Source organism: Paenibacillus sp. p3-SID867 (genome assembly GCF_025142895.1).
GTDB lineage: Bacteria > Bacillota > Bacilli > Paenibacillales > Paenibacillaceae > Paenibacillus_AQ.
The window spans coordinates 646,358-664,169 of the sequence record NZ_JAMBDM010000001.1 but is presented as its reverse complement, the minus strand read 5'-3'; the positions used below and the strand labels follow the sequence as shown (position 1 = coordinate 664,169).

The following is a 17,812-nucleotide window of genomic DNA, read 5'->3' as shown; positions in this document are numbered from 1 at the left end:
TATGAGATCAGTATATTTGGATCATGCCGCATCAACCCCGGTTCATCCGGAGGTTGCCGAGCGGATGATGAAGGTGATGACAAGCCAATACGGCAATGCTTCAAGCGTTCATGCTTTTGGACGGGAAGCGAAGAAGATCGTGAATGGGGCGCGTGATCGAATTGCGTCCCTTTTAGGATGCCAATCGGACGAGCTGGTGTTCACGGCCGGCGGAACCGAGAGCGATAATCTGGCTATACTTGGATTGCTGGAGTCGCTAGGTGTGAAGGGCAAGCATGTGATTACGTCGGCGATTGAACACCATGCGGTGCTTCATACATGCCATGAGCTGGAACGGAGGGGCTGTGAGGTTACCTATGTCCCCGTCGACTCTACCGGGCGTGTCTTTGTGGAGGACATTGCGGGTGCAATTCAGGACAACACAGTGCTTGTCACCATTATGTATGGCAACAATGAAGTAGGCACCGTTCAGCCGATCAGCGAAATCGGCGAGCTCTGCCGCAGCCGGGGCATCGTGTTCCATACCGATGCTGTTCAGGCCTTGGGATCGGAAACGATCAACTGCCGTGAGCTTCCTGTGGATATGTGGAGTTTTTCCGCCCACAAAATCAACGGACCCCAGGGTGTCGGAGCATTGGTTGTCCGCAGAGGTCTCAGCGTATCTCCACGTCTGTTCGGAGGGCTGCAGGAGAAGAAGCGTCGCGCCGGAACAGAGAATATGGCTGGAATTGCCGGTTTTACAGCAGCAGTGGAATGGACCGTTCATAATATGGAGGCGCGTATCCGGCATTATCGCGAGCTGAGATCGACGCTGCTTGAAGGGCTTCGTCAGGAGATTGGCGAGGATGCTTTTGTGATCAACGGAAATTCGGAACATTACCTACCTCACATCCTAAATATCAGCTTTCCCGGTGCCAACACGGAGACGATGCTGATGAACCTCGATATGGAAGGAATTGCGGCGGCAAGCGGCTCGGCTTGTACGTCGGGATCTCTGGAAATATCCCATGTACTCCAAGCAATGAAACTTTCTGATCCTGTTTTGCGCTCCGCGATTCGTTTTAGTTTCGGTTTGGGTAATACTACACAAGAAATGGAGTACACAGCCCAAAAAATTGGAACCATCCTTAATCGGTTACGTAAATAGATGTTAAGGGATTTCTCCTTCTAGGGAATAGGGGGTATGCGTTCGTCCATTTCATCCTTGGAAATGGCCCGTCAGGCTAACGAAATTTTGAGCGGCGGCTGATTTCAAACCATGAAGGATGAGGAGGTGTCCACTGTATATGAAACTTCAAGAAATGATTGGACTGGCTGTATTCGACGTGGAGAACGGTAAGGAAATCGGCAAAATCCACGATTTTATACTAGATGAGAACTGGTTGATTACCGGGTTGGAGCTGGAAGGCAAGGCTTTGTTTTCCTCGCATGTGAAATGCGTCTCATGGGAAGATATCGTAGCATACGGGGAAGATGCCGTCATGATCCGGAGCCAAGAGGCTGTCCGCAAGCTGGGCGCCAATGATATACCGCTTACGTACCTTTTGGGCAAGCGCAAACTGAAAGAGATGCAGGTCTTGACAGAGGATGGTATCCTGCTCGGGCGTATATCGGATGTTTATTTTGAGCAGGAACAGGGCAATACAATACTAGGGTTGGAAATATCCGATGGATTTGTCTCGGATTTGATCGAAGGTCGCAAATGGCTGCCTTGCACAGCGGAAATGGCTATCGGCGAAAGTGCCGTTATGGTACCCCCGATGAGCGAACAGCGTCTGGAAAAAGCCATTAATTCTGTGAACGGATAGGGTGAGGTAGGATGAAATGTCCAAACTGTAGTTCCAAAGATATCGGGAAAATCGGCTCCCACCAGTTTTATTGCTGGGGTTGCTTTATCGAATTGACAGTCAACGGAGAGAAAATGTCCGTATACCAGGTAGAAGAGGATGGCACGCTCAGCTCGCTGGATGATTTGTTCTTCGGTGATGAAATGCAGCCGGATTTCCCTCCTATGCACGCGTCTTCCTAAAGAACGCGTACATATTGTAAGATAACGACTCCTTGCTGAAGGCCTGTACGGCTGACGAAGCAGGAGTCTTTTTCACTTTGTCCGGCGGAAATGTTAGTTTATTTCTGGATGCTTGTACATATACTACAGGGTAGCTTTCGAAAAAGGAGGGTGCCTGTGTGGAACAGCTGACCGAGAACAAATGGTTTCGATTGTTGGTATGGTTAATGCTCGGACTCATCTCTCTTTACTTTGTCTGGCTGCTGCGTCCGCTGTTTCTGGATGTCTATCGATTTCTCAAAGCTGTCCTGGCGCCATTTCTGGTTGCCATGATCATATCTTATGTGCTCAATCCGGTTGTATGCATGCTCTCTGACCGCAAAGTTCCGCGGAGCATGGCGGTGCTGCTCATTTATGCCGTCTTTCTCACGTCCCTTGCCGTCATTCTGATGAACATGATTCCGATGCTGATTCGGCAGCTGGAGGAGCTCAACGAGCACTTGCCTGAATTAACGATGAACGCCCAAAGCTTGATGACCAATCTGGACAGCAGGCTGCTGCCTCCGGGAGTAAGGACAGGCGTCAACAGCTGGTTCTTGCAGATGGAATCGAGGCTGGCCGGAGGGATCTCGGATTTCATGGACAATATCGGCAACACGATTAATATCCTGTTTAACGTGTTAATTGTTCCATTCTTGATCTTTTACATATTAAAAGATTTTGAGGTGTTCCAGCGAACCGCGGTATCCTATCTGCCGCGGAGCCGCCGGAAGTCGATTGTTACGCTGCTTAAGGAAATCGACACGGCTCTTGGAAACTATGTCCGCGGACAATTCCTGGTATGCTTAATCATCGGCGTACTGGCTTATGTAGGCTATATGATCGTTGGTATGCCGTACGCATTGCTGCTGGCAAGCATCGTGGCGGTGTTTAACATCATTCCGTATTTGGGCCCTTTTCTCGGGGCGGCGCCTGCGCTTGTGATGGCGTCCACGATTTCCTGGAAGATGGTGCTGCTGGTGGTGGCCGTTAATATGATCTGCCAGACGCTGGAGAGCAACATCATTTCGCCCCAAGTGGTGGGGAAAAAGCTGCATATGCATCCGCTCCTGATCATTTTTGCGCTCCTTGTCGGCGGTCAGATCGCAGGAACCGTGGGCTTGATTTTGGCTGTTCCCGTCTTTGCCGTCATCAAAGTGCTGCTGCAGCATTTTTTCGCTTATTATGTCAGAAGGAAATCCGGCTGAAGACTCCAGTCTTGTAGCGGCAATGTTCATGCATTGACAGATAGTTTCGCCCTATATATACTTGAAATGATAAACCTATAAACGAACAAAACGATGAGAAAATCAAGTAGGCTTTGCGTACCTTGCCCAGAGAACAGGTTCCTGCCCGGAGAATTTCCGGCTGGCTGCGAGAACCTGGAAGCGAACCTAAGCCGAATGCTAATTTTTGAGTGTGATTCAAATTCACCGGGTGGCCCCCGTTATCCAGCCGTTACGAGGCGATCGTCACATATGTGATTCCAGGAGGACCCTGCTGGAGGATGAATGGACGATAACCAGGGTGGTACCGCGAGAACATCGTCCCTGAATTTAATTCAGGGGCGTTTTTTGTGTTCGGAACCAAGTGATCCGGGCGCCATATTATGACTGGAGGAAGTGTAGAGATGAAAGCTAGTGAAATCCGTTCCAAATGGCTAGAGTTTTTTGCAGAGAAAGGCCACAATATCGAGCCAAGTGCATCGCTTGTTCCGCACAATGACCCGTCCCTGCTCTGGATTAATGCAGGCATGGCTCCGCTCAAGCCTTATTTTGACGGGCGCGTGAAGCCGGAAAATCCGCGAATTGCGAACTCGCAGAAATGTATTCGGACCAATGATATTGAGAATGTCGGCAAAACCCGTCGTCACCATACATTCTTCGAAATGTTGGGCAACTTCTCCATTGGGGATTATTTTAAGGAAGAGGTTATCACCTGGGCTTGGGAGTTCCTGACGGACAAGAAATGGATCGGCTTCGATCCGGAGAAGCTGTCCGTTACCGTCTATCCGGAAGACGAGGAAGCCTTCAAATTGTGGAACGAAAAAATCGGACTTCCGAAGGAACGCATCATTAAGCTGCAGGATAACTTCTGGGATATCGGCGAAGGACCTTGCGGACCTTGTACCGAGATTTTCTATGATCGCGGCGAAGGATACGACACGGATGCTCCGGAATCCGAAATGTTCCCTGGCGGTGAGAATGAACGCTGGCTCGAAGTATGGAATCTCGTATTCTCCCAGTTCAATCACAACAAGGACGGCAGCTATACACCGCTTCCGAACAAGAACATTGATACGGGTGCGGGACTTGAGCGCTTTGCTTCCATCCTGCAAAACGTAGCGTCCAACTTCGATACCGACCTGTTCCAGCCGATCATTCAGAAGACGGCAGAGCTAGCCGGCGTTAAATACAATGAGAAGACGGAGTACGATATCGCGCTGAAGGTTATTGCAGACCATATCCGTACGGTTGCGTTCGCAGTAGGCGATGGCGTGCTGCCTTCCAACGAAGGACGCGGCTATGTCATCCGTCGTTTGCTCCGCCGTGCGGTTCGTTACGGAAAGGTGCTCGGGCTGGACAAACCATTCATGTATACTTTGACCGGAACCGTAGGTGATATTATGGGCGTATACTACCCAGAGGTCGTTGAGAAGCGCGCCTTTATCGAGAAGGTCATCGCAACGGAAGAAGAACAGTTCCACAAAACGCTCTCCGACGGCTTGAACATCCTGGCTGACGTTAGCGCCGAAGCGAAGAAGCAGGGCAAATCGGTCATCAGCGGCAGCGACGCGTTCAAATTGTATGATACGTATGGCTTCCCGTTTGATTTAACGGAGGATTATGCGTCCGAACACGGATTGACCGTGGACCGTGAAGGCTTTGATGCTGCGATGAAGGAACAGCGTGATCGTGCGCGTGCGGCCCGTCATGAAACGGAAAGCATGAAGATTCAAGGCGGTGTTCTTTCCGATTATACGGTTAAAAGTGAATTTGTTGGATATAATGACACCGTCAGCGAGGCGAAAGTGCTCGCCATTGTTTCCGGTGACAGCTTCGCAGACAGCGTCAGTGAAGGCGAGACCTGTCAGGTCATTCTGGACGTTACCCCGTTCTATGCCGAAAGCGGCGGTCAGGTCAGCGACCAGGGGATGATAGAAGGCGGATCCGTTCGTGCCAGAGTGGAAGGTCTTTTCAAGGCTCCGCATGGACAGCATGTGCATTTCGTAACCGTAGAGCTCGGCGAGCTTAAAGTGGGCGATACGGTCAAAGCGCAGGTGGACTCCGCTATGCGCAATGATATCGTCAAGAACCATACCGCTACACACCTTTTGCATAAAGCATTGAAGGAAGTGCTGGGCGATCATGTCAATCAGGCAGGTTCCCTTGTTGAACCGCAGCGTCTGCGCTTCGACTTCTCCCACTTCGGCAGCATTACGCCTGAGGAGCTGGCCGATATTGAGCGCCGCGTGAATGAACAGGTATGGAAGAGCATTCCGGTTGTTATCGAGCGCAAGGCGATTGATGAAGCGAAGGCGATGGGCGCTATGGCATTGTTCGGAGAGAAATACGGAGATATCGTCCGTGTCGTTCAGGTAGGAGATTACAGCATCGAGCTGTGCGGCGGATGCCATGTAGGCAACACCTCCCAGATCGGAATCTTCAAGCTGCTTGGCGAGAGCGGTATCGGCTCCGGCGTTCGCCGCATTGAAGCCGTAACGGGACGTTACGCTTATGAGCATCTGGAAGGCCAAATGGATCTGCTCAAGCAAGCCGCAGGTTTGTTGAAGAGCAATCTTGCGGACGTGCCGAAGCGGATTGAAGGCCTGAACCAGCAGGTGAAGGATCTTGCCCGGGAGAACGAGTCCCTGCAAGGCAAACTTGGAGCGATTGAGGCTAGCCAGTTGACCGATAAAGTGAAGCAGGTCGGAAACACGTCGCTGCTTGCAGCTGAAGTGCAGGCTGGCAGCATTGATGGACTCCGCGGCATTGCTGACGAATTGAAGGGCAAGCTGCCGGAGACGATCCTCGTGCTCGGCTCCAAAGCAGGCGACAAGGTGAATTTCGTCGTAGCCGTTCCGCAGGATCTGGTGAAGCAGGGCTATCATGCCGGCAAGCTCGTTAAAGAAGTGGCTTCGATATGCGGCGGAGGCGGCGGAGGCCGTCCGGATATGGCGCAAGCCGGGGGCAAGGATGGTTCCAAACTGACCCAGGCGCTGCAGCACGCCGAGGATCTCATAGCCCGGGGCGTGTAACAGATTTGTCCAGATTGTGTACAGCTGGCAATCGTAAGCGGGATCCAACGTTTTGCTGTACACAATCCCGAATTTTTTGGAACACTCTCTAAATATTTCGCTTTCGATTTCCGTAGAGACTTAGGATTATGTTATGATATAACTAGATCAAGCTGGTAAATATTTATTCGACGAAGCATGGTAAACATGTTCTTTGAAGAAGCGAGGTGTGTCACACATGGACTCCATGGATAAGACTGTCAAGTTCAATGTAAAAGGTGATGAAAAGGAGGCTTCCGCCCAGGACATTCTACTTTCGGTATACGATTCGCTGGTAGAGAAGGAGTACAATCCGATTAACCAAATCGTAGGGTATCTTTTGTCCGGGGATCCCGCTTATATACCTCGGCACAATAATGCCAGAAGTTTGATCCGGAAAAAAGAGCGAGATGAATTGATTGAAGAACTGGTCCGGTTCTATTTAGCCAGTCACCGTTAGGAGCACACAGGGATGAAGAAGATCATGGGATTGGATTACGGGGACCGCAGAATCGGTGTTGCCATAAGCGACGCGTTCGGATGGACGGCCCAAGGGGTTGAAGTTATCGAGCGCCGCCGTGATGAAGGCGAACTGGACAGAATTGCCGCACTCGTCAAAGATAACGAGGTCGGTGAAATCGTGGTCGGCTTGCCTAAAAATATGAACGGCACGATTGGTCCGCGGGGCGAAATCTGCATGGAATTCGCAAGCACATTGCGAGAGTCCCTATCCTTACCCGTTCACCTTTGGGATGAACGGCTATCAACAGTATCCGCTGAAAGGACATTGCTTGAAGCCGATGTCAGCCGAAAGAAGCGAAAACAGGTTGTAGATAAAATGGCGGCAAGCTTGATTTTGCAAAACTACTTGGATTCTAAAAGGTAAAGGTGAGGGTGATTACAATGGCTAATGAGCATATTGGTATGGAAGAAGAACCGGAAATTATTTATATTCCCGACGATGAAGGCAACGAGGAAGAATTCGAAGTCATCATGAAATTCGAAGTGGATGGCTCGGATGCTAAATATATGATGGTCGTACCAAGGGAGTCTGCCGACGAAGAGACAGACGAGGTCTACGCCTTCCGTTATGAGGAAGACGGAGACGACTTGAAATTGTTTATGATTGAAGACGATGAAGAATGGGCCATTGTTGAAGAAACCTTCAATACGCTCGTGGAAGAGCTGGACGGGAGAGACGAATGATGTCTGATTTTTCGGTTGAGAATATCGTATGGACCCAAGTACTTAAGGAAGCATTCGGTGAGAGTGTCGAGCTTGAGGACGATAAAGGCCATATCGAGGTTTATGATATTGCCGCCGAATTTGAAGTGGATGGTCAAGGGTATGCCATTCTGGTTCAGCCGGATCGAACCGATGAGGAGTACGAGGTGCTACGTATCGTCAAGGGCGAGGACGGCGGATTGCAGCTGGCAACCATTGACGACGACGAGGAATGGGAGAATGTGTCAGAGCTCTATGATGAGCTGACGTTTCCCGAAGGAGACGAGGATTAAGTTCCCTCCTGCAGGAGCACATGCTTAATTTTCAAATGAAAGTTCAGGAAGGGGCGGAGCTGTCCGCCCCTTTTGGTGTGAAGGGATGAGTAGATTGAAGAAACTGGCAATAGCAGTATTGGTCCTGATCCTCCTTGCGGGCGGGGCCGTATTTTACGTATGGAATGGTTTACAGCCCGTTCAAAGCTCGGAAACTCCCGTCGAATTCACCGTGGAGTCCGGCATGAGCACGTCCTCTATCGCCGATCTGCTTGAGGAAAAGGGACTGATCAAGAATGCCCTTATACTTAAAGGTTATTTAAAGCTTAGCGGGGAAGGAAGCCGTCTGATGGCAGGAACCTATGAGGCAACCCCAGGCACTCCGTTCAAGGAACTGTTATCGAAGATGAACAATGGCGAAGTGAAGCCCGAGGAGATGGTTCGTTTCACGATCCCTGAGGGATATACGATCCTTCAGATGGCAGAGACCATCGCTCAAGAGAGCGGAATCGATGAGAAGGAATTCTTGAAGGTTGTGGATCAGCCTGCCGGCTGGGATGTTCCGATTGCTGGAGAAATTCCCCAGGAGGCAGACCTCCGGCATCATCTCGAGGGATACTTGTTCCCTGCGACCTATGAACTTCCGAAGAAGGATATCACGGCAAAAGGCATTGTAGAAACCATGCTGAAAGAAACGGAGAAACGTTTGGCCGAAATTCCGGGTTGGGAGCGCCAATTGGAGGCTCGCGGCATAACGTTCCATGAACTCATGACCATCGCTTCGCTGGTGGAGCGGGAAGTGGTTGCAGATCAGGAGCGTGCCCTGGTGGCTGGCGTTATATATAATCGATTGGAAGAGGACATGAAGCTGGAAATCGATGCAACCGTTCAATATCTGTTGGATAAACCGAAGGAACGATTGCTTTATGCCGACCTTGAGGTTGAAAGCCCGTATAACACATATCGTCAAAAGGGTCTGCCGCCTGGCCCGATCTCGAGCCCGAGCCTGCAATCGATTCAGGCTGCTTTGAATCCGGAGAAATCCGATTATTTGTTCTATGTAACAAAGAAAGACGGTACACAAGAGCATCTGTTTGCCAAAACGTATAAAGAGCATTTGAAGAATATCGAGACCAGCAAGAAGATGGCACAACAATAATATTACGTGTTGAGCAAGTCCGCTGATACGCTGAGTGACAAGGAACAGATCCAGCTCGTACTCAGAAGAGTCTTGTTGAACAACCTCTAAGTAGGGAGGATTTTTTAAATGAGTATCAAACCTGAATTAATGGCAGCAGCCGGGTCTCTGGCTGATGCCGCTGCTTACCTGGAAGCGGGAGCCGACGCACTGCTCGTTGGCGAGGATCGATTCGGCATGAGACTGCCTGGCAGTCTGACATTGGACGAAATAACCCAAGTCGTACAGCTTGCTCATGAACGAGGAAGCAAAGTGTACGTCAGTTTGAACAACTTGATGACAAATGATTTGCTGCCCGAGCTGCCTGCCTATGTTAAGGCGCTCGGAGAAATCGGGGTAGACGCGGTAGAATTTAACGATCCATCCGTACTCACTACCGTAAAAGAGCTGGCTCCACAGGTAAAACTTCATTGGAACGCAGAAATGACCGCCACCAACTATTCAACGGCCAATTACTGGGGAAGCAAAGGCGCCTCCCGGGTTATTCTTGCGCGTGAATTAAATATGGACGAGGTAACCGACATGAAGCCGCAGCTTCAGCTGGAAGCACAGGTTCAGGTTCATGGCATGACCAACATCTATCATTCCAAGCGGCGCCTGGTGAACAGCTATATGCAGCAGCAGGGCAGACCGGTGAATGAAGGCAGCCTTGGCAAGGAGCGCGGTTTGTTTCTCATTGAAGCTGAGCGTCAAGAAGAGAAATATCCGATCTATGAAGATATCAACGGAACCCATATTATGAGTTCGGAGGATATTTGCATCCTGGAGGATTTGCATCTGTTAATGGCAGCAGGCATGGATAGCTTTAAGGTTGAGACGCTGCTGAAGCCGCGGCATTACAATGAGCTGGTGATTCGAACCTATCGCCAAGCGATTGATTTATATGCTGCAGATGCATCCACTTATGCTTTTCAGGAAGAGTGGATGGACGGAATTCGTGCGATTCAGGATCCGGAACGTGAATTGTCGTTTGGATTTTTCTATAAGGAACAAGTTTATTAAGGAGTGGACAGCATGGAAGCAATGGCACAGCCGAAGTACAAGGGCAAACGCTATCGCCTGGACAAGCCGGAATTACTCGCCCCGGCGGGTAATCTGGAAAAACTGAAATTTGCGGTGCATTATGGCGCTGATGCGGTATACATTGGTGGTCAGAAATACGGGCTTCGTTCAAATGCGGACAACTTCAGCTTTGAAGAAATGAAAGAAGGCGTGGAGTTCGCCAAGAAATACGGCACCAAAGTATTTGTGGCAACCAACATATATGCGCATAATGAGGACATTGAGGGAATTGAAGCCTACCTGCGAAGTTTGGAGGAAGCAGGCATTGCGGCAATCATCGCCGCAGATCCGGCAATTATTGAAGTGGCCAAACGTGCCGCGCCCAAGCTCGAAGTTCATCTGAGCACACAGCAATCCACGCTGAATTGGCAGGCCGTGAAGTTCTGGAAGGATGAAGGATTGCCGCGGGTTGTACTTGGACGCGAGGCGAGTCTGGAGGAAATCGCGGCGATTAAAGAGCATGTCGATATTGAGATTGAAGCCTTTATCCATGGCGCGATGTGCTCCTCGTTCTCCGGTCGCTGCGTGTTGTCCAATCATTTTACGGATCGTGATTCCAACCGGGGCGGATGCTGCCAATCCTGCCGTTGGAAATACGATTTGTTTGTGGATGGAAGAGAAGAGCAAGGCCAGTGGATATCGGAAGAGCAGCAGTTGATGGAACAGCCAGCCCCTGCTCCGTCCCCATTCAAACCGGGCGTTACACAGATCCCGCTGTTTCAGCCGGAAGACAACCAGTTTACGATGGGGTCGAAGGATCTCTGCATGCTGGGGCATATTCCGGATCTGATTCAGGTGGGAATCGACAGCTTCAAGATTGAAGGACGGATGAAATCGATCCATTACGTAGCGACTGTGGTTAATGTATATCGACAGGCGATTGATTCCTATATGGCTGACCCTGATCATTATGTATTGAAGCCGGAATGGATCGAAGAAATTAATAAAGCGGCCAATCGACCGCTGAATACCGGGTTCTTCTATGATACACCTGACCATGAGGATCATATCTATGAACCCGAAGAGAAGGCGGTCCCTTATGACTTCGCCGGCCTGGTGATGGAGTATGACGAGAAGTCGGGAACGGCTGTCATTCAGCAGCGGAACCACTTTAAGCCAGGGGATGAAATCGAGTTTTTCGGACCGGAAGGAACCTTCTTTAAGCAGGCAGTTGGTCCTATTGAGGATGAGAACGGCAATGAACTTGATGCAGCTCGCCATCCTTTGCAGCTCATTCGCATGAAGGTGGATCAGCCGGTGCGCCATTTTGATATGATGAGAAAGCGTAAAGGATAACAAAATATAGTTCTAAAGAACTACACAATTGAGAATCCGGGTCTGTGGATGGACCTTGGATTCTTTTTGTTTGTGAAAAAATTAGGGATTAAGAATTATTTTTTTGCGAAAACCCAAAGGAAAACACCTCCAATTGTCGAAATAAAGAGTAACGAATACGTTTCAAGGGATTGGACCGACGTATTAATAATATGATTGTGGTAGGTGAACAGCTAATGTCAGAAGTTGAGCAGCATGATAAGAAGCCGAAAAAGGGCAAGAAGCCCGGGGGTATCAAAGAGAAAAAAGAAAAACCTTCGGCATCAACAGGGATACATACTGCCAAGTCGTTTTTTGCAAACGTGGGAACGGCTGTAAGCCGGATGCCGATGAACCCGGCGAAATCCGTCGGAATCCGGTTGTTCCTGATCTTTTTGTCAGCGATTGTATTTTTTGTGATCGTCTTGGGTTATCTGTCCTACGATAAGGCGAAGAGCACGATTGAGAAGAATGCTGCAAACGGCAATCAGCAGACGATCATTCAAACCTCTGAGAAAATCGACATCATTCTGGAGAAGTACGAGAATGCCGGTAGACAAATCTTCTATGACATTGAATTGCAGAAGTTGTTGTCTGAATACACGGATAAAAAGTTAAGCGATTACGACGCGTTTACGGTGGAGCGCAGCATTCGGGATAAACTATCCAATCAGATAACATCGGATTCGTCGATCCGAGCCATTTATTTGATCCCTACCAAGGGTGAGAAGATCATATCGGCAGGTCAAGCCTCGGAGTCCTCGAAAACCGTCCTTGAGCAAAGCTGGTATACCGAATTGAAGGAAGGCGACAAGAAGATTATGTGGCTGCCAACGATGCAGAACAGCGGGGCACCATATTTCACGATTGCCCGTTCTTTGGGGTCTATGAACGATCTGACTTCAACGTATGTGGTAATGTTTGAACTTAACGCCTCGGTACTGGACACGCAGCTGAAGGGAATCAATCTGGGCGAGAACGGCCAGCTGCAATTGATCAGTCCGGAAGGCATCGTTGTTTCCTCCAGTGAGTCCTCCATTGTGGGTTCGGAAACCGCTTGGACGTTTGCGAAGGAATTTCCGGCCGACACCAAAACGGATGACGTAAGAACGAAGGATGAGGAAGGAAGAAATGTACTGGCGGTCTATAATACGCTGAACACAAACGATTGGAAGCTCGTAGGATCTGTCCAAACCAGCGAGCTGACAAAGGATGCATCAAGCATACTGGTCATCACGCTTATCGTGGCTGCCATCGACGTTATTTTTGCTATTCTGATCGGGATTTGGATGGTAAGAATGATTGCCCGTCCATTAGGCAAGCTTAACCTGTTGATGAAGGAGGGCGCCAAAGGCAATTTGAATGTTCGCACAGACCATAAGAGCCAGGACGAAATCGGTCAGCTCTCCGCAAGCTTTAACGATATGATGGAGCAGATTACCGGACTCGTTCAGCAAACGAGCAATACCGCTCAGGAAGTGCTTAGAACGGCAACCGAGTTAAGTGATGCCTCGAAGAAGACGGCAATTTCCGCCAAAGAAATTGCCGTAGCGACCGAGGAGATTGCCAACGGTGCCAGCAGTCTGGCGGTTGAAGCCGAGCGCGGCAGCGATCTGACCAACAATATCTCGAAGCAGATGCAAATGGTCGTATCAGCCAACGAAGAGATGGGCAAATCGGCCCGTCACGTGGAAAGCGCGAGTGAGCTTGGAACGAAGCATTTGAGTGACTTGCTGGATAAGACCCATCAGACTGAGGATATGACCCGTTCGATGATGCACAAGGTTGATGGCTTGAAGGAGACAACTTCCTCGGTTGTCAAAGTGCTGGACGTACTTCAGAATATTACAAAGCAAACGAATATCCTTTCATTGAATGCAACAATCGAGGCTGCCCGTGCTGGGGCGGCTGGTAAAGGCTTTATGGTCGTGGCCGATGAGATCCGCCAGCTGGCAGACCAATCCAGGCAGTCCATCGATATGGTCAGCCAGATTACAGACCGCATCATGACGGAGATGAATGAAACCGTCCAGGTATTGCTGGATGCGAATCCACTTTTCAAAGGTCAGATGGATGCTGTTAAGGAGACGAATGATATCTTCGTATCCGTTCAGCAGCAGATGGTCGATTTTATCGAGTCCTTGGATTCGGTAACGCATTCGATTGATGAACTGAATGAATCTCAGAATGTACTCTCGGAAGCGATGAGTAATGTGAGCGCGGTAGCCGAAGAATCCTCCGCAACTTCGGAAGAGGTGGCTTCTCTCTCTACAGAGCAGCAAAGCGTTAGCAGTCAGTTGGTTAATCTATCATCGCAGCTGGAGAATGTATCGAATGACCTGAAAGAGACCTTGTCTCGTTTTAGACTGTAAGATTGAAATATAATTCAAAGGCTGCTCTATCTGCTTAAGCTGATGGGGCAGCCTTTTTCATATTACTGAATTTATAAGATTTCAGCGAAGCGAATAAGCAACGAAGATATAGGCTCCACTTTGTGGGGCTATTTTTGATGCCGGATAAAAATAACTTTCAGAGGCAATGATAACGGAGAATATGGTTGAAGGAGTCGAGGTCACTTGAATACAAGGCAGCCTGGTCATACACCTGAATTCCTGTCAACGAATCTTAAGGGAAATCTGACAACATTTAGCTTGTTACTCAACGATCCTAGCGACCTTACCACGAAAGTGCTGCAGGTTGGAGGGAGCGCTTATACCTCTGCCATTGTCAGCCTCGAAGGGTTATCTGATCAATTGTTGATTAAGGAGCAGATAATCCAGCCGATCCAGCAAAATCAGGAGCTTTCCCAGGAATCCATGATAAGTGCTCATATGATGCTGCACGAGATTGAGAATCGGATGATATCGCTGCAGATAACCAATCGTACAAGGCGATGGGATGAGGTGATTCCTATCATTCTCTCGGGCGATACGGCTTTAATGCTGGAGGGGACGGATGAAGTCTTACTGATCAAAAGCCGCAAGTGGCCGGCACGCAGCATTGAGGAGCCTCAAACCGAAGCGCTGGTTCGCGGGCCGAGGGTGGGATTCACGGAGAGCATTTACACGAACATATCTCTATTACGAAGACATATTCGGGAGCCTAATCTGACGATCGACACGCACATTATCGGCAGACGATCCAATCAATCCCTTGCGGTCATCTATATTAAAGGCCTGACGAATCCCGATCTAATTGAAGAAGTGAACCGCAGGCTGAAGTCACTGGATCTTGATTATGCTCCTGAATCCGGGACGGTAGAGCAGTGGATTGAGGACAGCTTTTTATCGCCGTTTCCGCAGATCCTGAATACCGAACGACCTGATAAAGTGACTTCTGCCCTGCTGCAGGGAAAAGTAGCGATTTTGTTGGATGGTACCCCCTTTGTGCTGCTTCTACCGTTTACTTTTGTCTCTCTGTTACATTCCCCAGAAGATTATTATGAACGATGGAGCATTGGCTCGCTTATACGCTTGCTGCGTCTCGCGGCTATCGGAATTACCTTGTTTCTACCCGCGCTGTATATTGCTATTCTGTCTTTCCATCCAGGGATGATTCCGTTTAAACTCGTATTCTCGATTGCTGCTTCCCGGGAAGGCGTACCTTTCCCTGCTGTGATCGAAGCCTTACTGATGGAGGTTACACTGGAATTGCTGCGTGAAGCGGGAATCCGCCTACCGAAGCCGATAGGTCAGACGATTGGTATTGTCGGAGGACTTGTAATAGGGGAGGCTGCGGTTCAGGCTGGGATCGTGAGCCCGATTATGGTTATCATTGTGGCACTGACAGCGATATCGTCTTTTGCCATTCCATCTTACAGCGCAGGCATATCTTTTCGAATGCTGCGCTTTGCAATCATGATTGCTGCAAGCATTCTGGGACTGTACGGGATCGTGTTGACTTTTATCATGATCTGTATTCACTTGATGAGGCTGCACACTTTTGGAATCCCTTATCTCAGTCCCGTTGCACCCTCTATTCAGCATGATTGGAAGGATATGTTTATCCGCGTGCCGGTGACTTGGCTTACGCGCAGACCTTTATTTATGAAGCCCCAAGACATCCATCGGGCAAAAAAGCGGTGATTTGTAATGAACAATAACCAATTAAGCAATCAATCGATTGGCAGTAAGGAGATTGTATATTCTGTTAGTAATATGTTGATAGGACTCGGGATCCTTACGCTCCCTAATACGATTGCAAGGAACACCCATTTTTCGGATGGCTGGATGTCGATCATGCTTGGGGGCATGATCGCTCTTGGATTTGCATGGGCGATCGGGGCGTTGGCATCAAGGTTTCCCGGCAAAAATTATCATGCGATGGCAACGATCATCCTGAATCGAAAAGCAGCCCATGTGGTGACGCTGCTGATCAGTCTATACCTATTGTTGTTTGTCAGTTATCAAGTGCGCGGAGTTTCCACCATCACAAGACTATATCTATTTGATAACACGCCGGAGGAAATCATCGGTTTAGTTTACTTACTGGTGCTCATTTACGCAGTCGCAGGGCCGAGCATCGCTTTGATACGCCTGAATCTGATTTTTTTCCCCATCGTTGTATCGATCATGCTGCTGATCGTAATTTTGAATCTCGGAAGTTTAAACATGCATTATCTGCTGCCTGTGTTTAAAACCGACTGGAGACGAATCGTTATCACTTCAAAAGATACGGTATTCTCCTATTTAGGGCTCGAAATTATGCTGTTCTATAACATTTACGTTGTCAGGAAAAGCAAGCTTCTCGGTTCCGTCTTCCGGGGGGTGTTAATACCCATCTTTATCTACTTCATTATTTTCGTTTTTGTCATTGGTGTTTTTGGACCGATCGTGGTCTCCAATACACTGTATCCGTTAGCGGAATTGGCTAAAGAGGTTGAGGTCCCTGGAGGGATATTTGAACGGTTTGAATTTTTCTTTTTTGTCATCTGGTTGATGACGTTATTCAGCACGAATGCGATGGCGTTTGATGTAGCTTTACTGGCACTGGAATCCGTTTTTCCTAAATATCGCAGATTTACGATGATCCTCATTCTGGCACCAATCCTGTTCATACTCGGTTTATTGCCAAGCACGCTCAGGGAGCTTAACGTATTTGCCGAATGGATCAGCTATATGGGTATCGGATTTGCCTGGTTGCTTCCGGCTCTGCTGCTCTTGGTGGCCAAGATACGGGGGGTGAAGGGCAATGGCTAAAATGCTTCGGATGCTGATGTTGTTCATGCTGGTATGGCCTATGGCAGGCTGCTGGGACCGCATAGAAATCGAGGAGCGTGGATTTGTGGTAGGTACTGCACTTGATGCGGCAGAGGATGGACAAATTAAGCTTACGTTTCAAATTGTCGTGCCTACACAGATGAAAGGGTCCAGCGGTCAGAAGAATGAGGGAGGAAGTCCTTTTATCAATCTATCCTCAACCGCGGACAGCGTATTCAAGGCTGCACGGAAGATGTCGAATGAGATCAGCCGCTCTCCTTATCTTGCCCATAACCAAGTGATCGTCATCTCGGAGAAACTGGTTGAAACGGAGCACGTTGGCGATGTACTGGATTTATTCGTCAGGGATCCGGAGAACCGAAGAGCATCTAATATTATGGTCTCTCATGGAGAGGCAAGCAAGATACTGGAAACCCATTCGAAGATTGAAACCTTGCCTGCGCAATATATTCGTTCAACGCAAGAGAATAAGGACAAGAGCGAATCCATAACGCCTCCTACAAATATTGGTGAACTGCATCATTTTCTGCTATCCAAGTCCAGTTATGCCCTACCTAAGATTTCCATCACGGAGGATGACAGAATATCCACCAGTGGGGCCGCAGTGTTTAACGGTGAGAACTACGAGTTCAAGGGCTTTCTGGACCAGGATGAAACCACGGGCCGTAATATGATCCAGGGAACGGTCAAAACAGCATCATTGGAACTGGTTGTTCACGGCAAACAGCTTGTTTATGAAGTCAAGGAGTTCAACCGGATCATTCGCGTCCATCTGGATGATCGGGGTCTTCCTGAATTTGATGTTGAGATTTCGGTCAGAGGAAATATTGGAGAGTCGGAGCTGGATCAAGGTGAAAACGTTCGTGAATTAAACGGAGAGATCAAACGCAAAGCCGAGCAACGGATCAAGCAAATTGCCATGGACGTTATTCTTAAGGCGCAGAACGAATATAAAACCGACTTCCTGGGGTTTTGGAAAAAATGCCAAGAGCGGGAATATCGCACATGGGTGCGTTACAAGAATGACTGGGACCGTGGCCAATCTATATTTTCGCAATGCAAGATTCATGTGAACGTTGACGCAAAAGTCAGAACCATTGGAACCGTTACCGGTACCGAATAAGAGAAGAGGGGAAATGATGGACCTTCGCTATGACCTTTTGTTAAATCCGCTTGTTGTGATATGCACGCTCCTGCTCA

Annotated in this window: 16 protein-coding genes; all 16 read left to right on the top strand. The window is 48.9% G+C overall.

Annotated features, from left to right (window positions below):
* Position 1 precedes the first annotated feature (1 nt).
* The 16 genes from M4D81_RS03065 (at position 2) to M4D81_RS02990 (ending at position 17,735) form a co-directional block, all read left to right on the top strand.
* Entirely contained in the window at positions 2-1,147 is a 1,146-nt protein-coding gene (locus M4D81_RS03065; RefSeq protein ID WP_260064417.1) for a cysteine desulfurase family protein, read from the top strand.
* Positions 1,148-1,286: 139 nt separating this feature from the next.
* Positions 1,287-1,808 carry a PRC-barrel domain-containing protein gene (locus M4D81_RS03060; RefSeq protein WP_260064416.1) on the top strand — a complete coding sequence of 174 codons (522 nt, stop codon included), beginning with the start codon at positions 1,287-1,289 and terminating at the stop codon, positions 1,806-1,808.
* Between the two features lie 11 nt (positions 1,809-1,819).
* Positions 1,820-2,029, top strand: a complete 210-nt coding sequence (locus M4D81_RS03055) for a hypothetical protein (RefSeq protein ID WP_071222775.1) — start codon at positions 1,820-1,822, stop codon at positions 2,027-2,029.
* 158 nt (positions 2,030-2,187) lie between these two features.
* Positions 2,188-3,255, top strand: a complete 1,068-nt coding sequence (locus tag M4D81_RS03050) for an AI-2E family transporter (protein ID WP_071222776.1) — start codon at positions 2,188-2,190, stop codon at positions 3,253-3,255.
* A 422-nt stretch (positions 3,256-3,677) separates the two neighbouring features.
* Positions 3,678-6,305 carry an alanine--tRNA ligase gene (alaS, locus tag M4D81_RS03045; protein WP_260064415.1) on the top strand — a complete coding sequence of 876 codons (2,628 nt, stop codon included), beginning with the start codon at positions 3,678-3,680 and terminating at the stop codon, positions 6,303-6,305.
* A gap of 217 nt (positions 6,306-6,522) precedes the next feature.
* On the top strand, positions 6,523-6,783 hold the full coding sequence (locus M4D81_RS03040) for an IreB family regulatory phosphoprotein (protein WP_006208869.1): 261 nt from the start codon (positions 6,523-6,525) through the stop codon (positions 6,781-6,783).
* A 12-nt stretch (positions 6,784-6,795) separates the two neighbouring features.
* The gene (gene ruvX, locus M4D81_RS03035; protein WP_194541519.1) at positions 6,796-7,209 is read left to right on the top strand and encodes a Holliday junction resolvase RuvX; all 414 of its coding nucleotides are present in this window, start codon (positions 6,796-6,798) and stop codon (positions 7,207-7,209) included.
* A gap of 17 nt (positions 7,210-7,226) precedes the next feature.
* Entirely contained in the window at positions 7,227-7,529 is a 303-nt protein-coding gene (locus tag M4D81_RS03030; RefSeq protein ID WP_071222779.1) for a DUF1292 domain-containing protein, read from the top strand.
* Positions 7,526-7,840: a DUF1292 domain-containing protein gene (locus tag M4D81_RS03025; RefSeq protein ID WP_071222780.1), complete on the top strand. Its 315-nt coding sequence runs from the start codon at positions 7,526-7,528 to the stop codon at positions 7,838-7,840. The genes M4D81_RS03030 and M4D81_RS03025 overlap by 4 nt, the downstream gene beginning before the upstream one ends.
* Positions 7,841-7,934: 94 nt before the next feature.
* Positions 7,935-8,978 (top strand): endolytic transglycosylase MltG, encoded by a 1,044-nt coding sequence (gene mltG, locus M4D81_RS03020; RefSeq protein ID WP_260064454.1) that lies wholly within the window; start codon positions 7,935-7,937, stop codon positions 8,976-8,978.
* A 108-nt stretch (positions 8,979-9,086) separates the two neighbouring features.
* Positions 9,087-10,019: a peptidase U32 family protein gene (locus tag M4D81_RS03015; protein WP_260064414.1), complete on the top strand. Its 933-nt coding sequence runs from the start codon at positions 9,087-9,089 to the stop codon at positions 10,017-10,019.
* A gap of 12 nt (positions 10,020-10,031) precedes the next feature.
* On the top strand, positions 10,032-11,375 hold the full coding sequence (locus M4D81_RS03010) for a peptidase U32 family protein (protein WP_260064413.1): 1,344 nt from the start codon (positions 10,032-10,034) through the stop codon (positions 11,373-11,375).
* Between the two features lie 215 nt (positions 11,376-11,590).
* Positions 11,591-13,765 carry a methyl-accepting chemotaxis protein gene (locus M4D81_RS03005; protein ID WP_260064411.1) on the top strand — a complete coding sequence of 725 codons (2,175 nt, stop codon included), beginning with the start codon at positions 11,591-11,593 and terminating at the stop codon, positions 13,763-13,765.
* A 204-nt stretch (positions 13,766-13,969) separates the two neighbouring features.
* Positions 13,970-15,478: a spore germination protein gene (locus M4D81_RS03000; protein ID WP_260064410.1), complete on the top strand. Its 1,509-nt coding sequence runs from the start codon at positions 13,970-13,972 to the stop codon at positions 15,476-15,478.
* A gap of 6 nt (positions 15,479-15,484) precedes the next feature.
* Positions 15,485-16,591 carry a GerAB/ArcD/ProY family transporter gene (locus M4D81_RS02995; protein WP_260064409.1) on the top strand — a complete coding sequence of 369 codons (1,107 nt, stop codon included), beginning with the start codon at positions 15,485-15,487 and terminating at the stop codon, positions 16,589-16,591.
* Positions 16,584-17,735: a Ger(x)C family spore germination protein gene (locus M4D81_RS02990; RefSeq protein WP_260064408.1), complete on the top strand. Its 1,152-nt coding sequence runs from the start codon at positions 16,584-16,586 to the stop codon at positions 17,733-17,735. Before M4D81_RS02995 ends, M4D81_RS02990 begins: the two co-directional genes overlap by 8 nt.
* Positions 17,736-17,812: the final 77 nt, after the last annotated feature.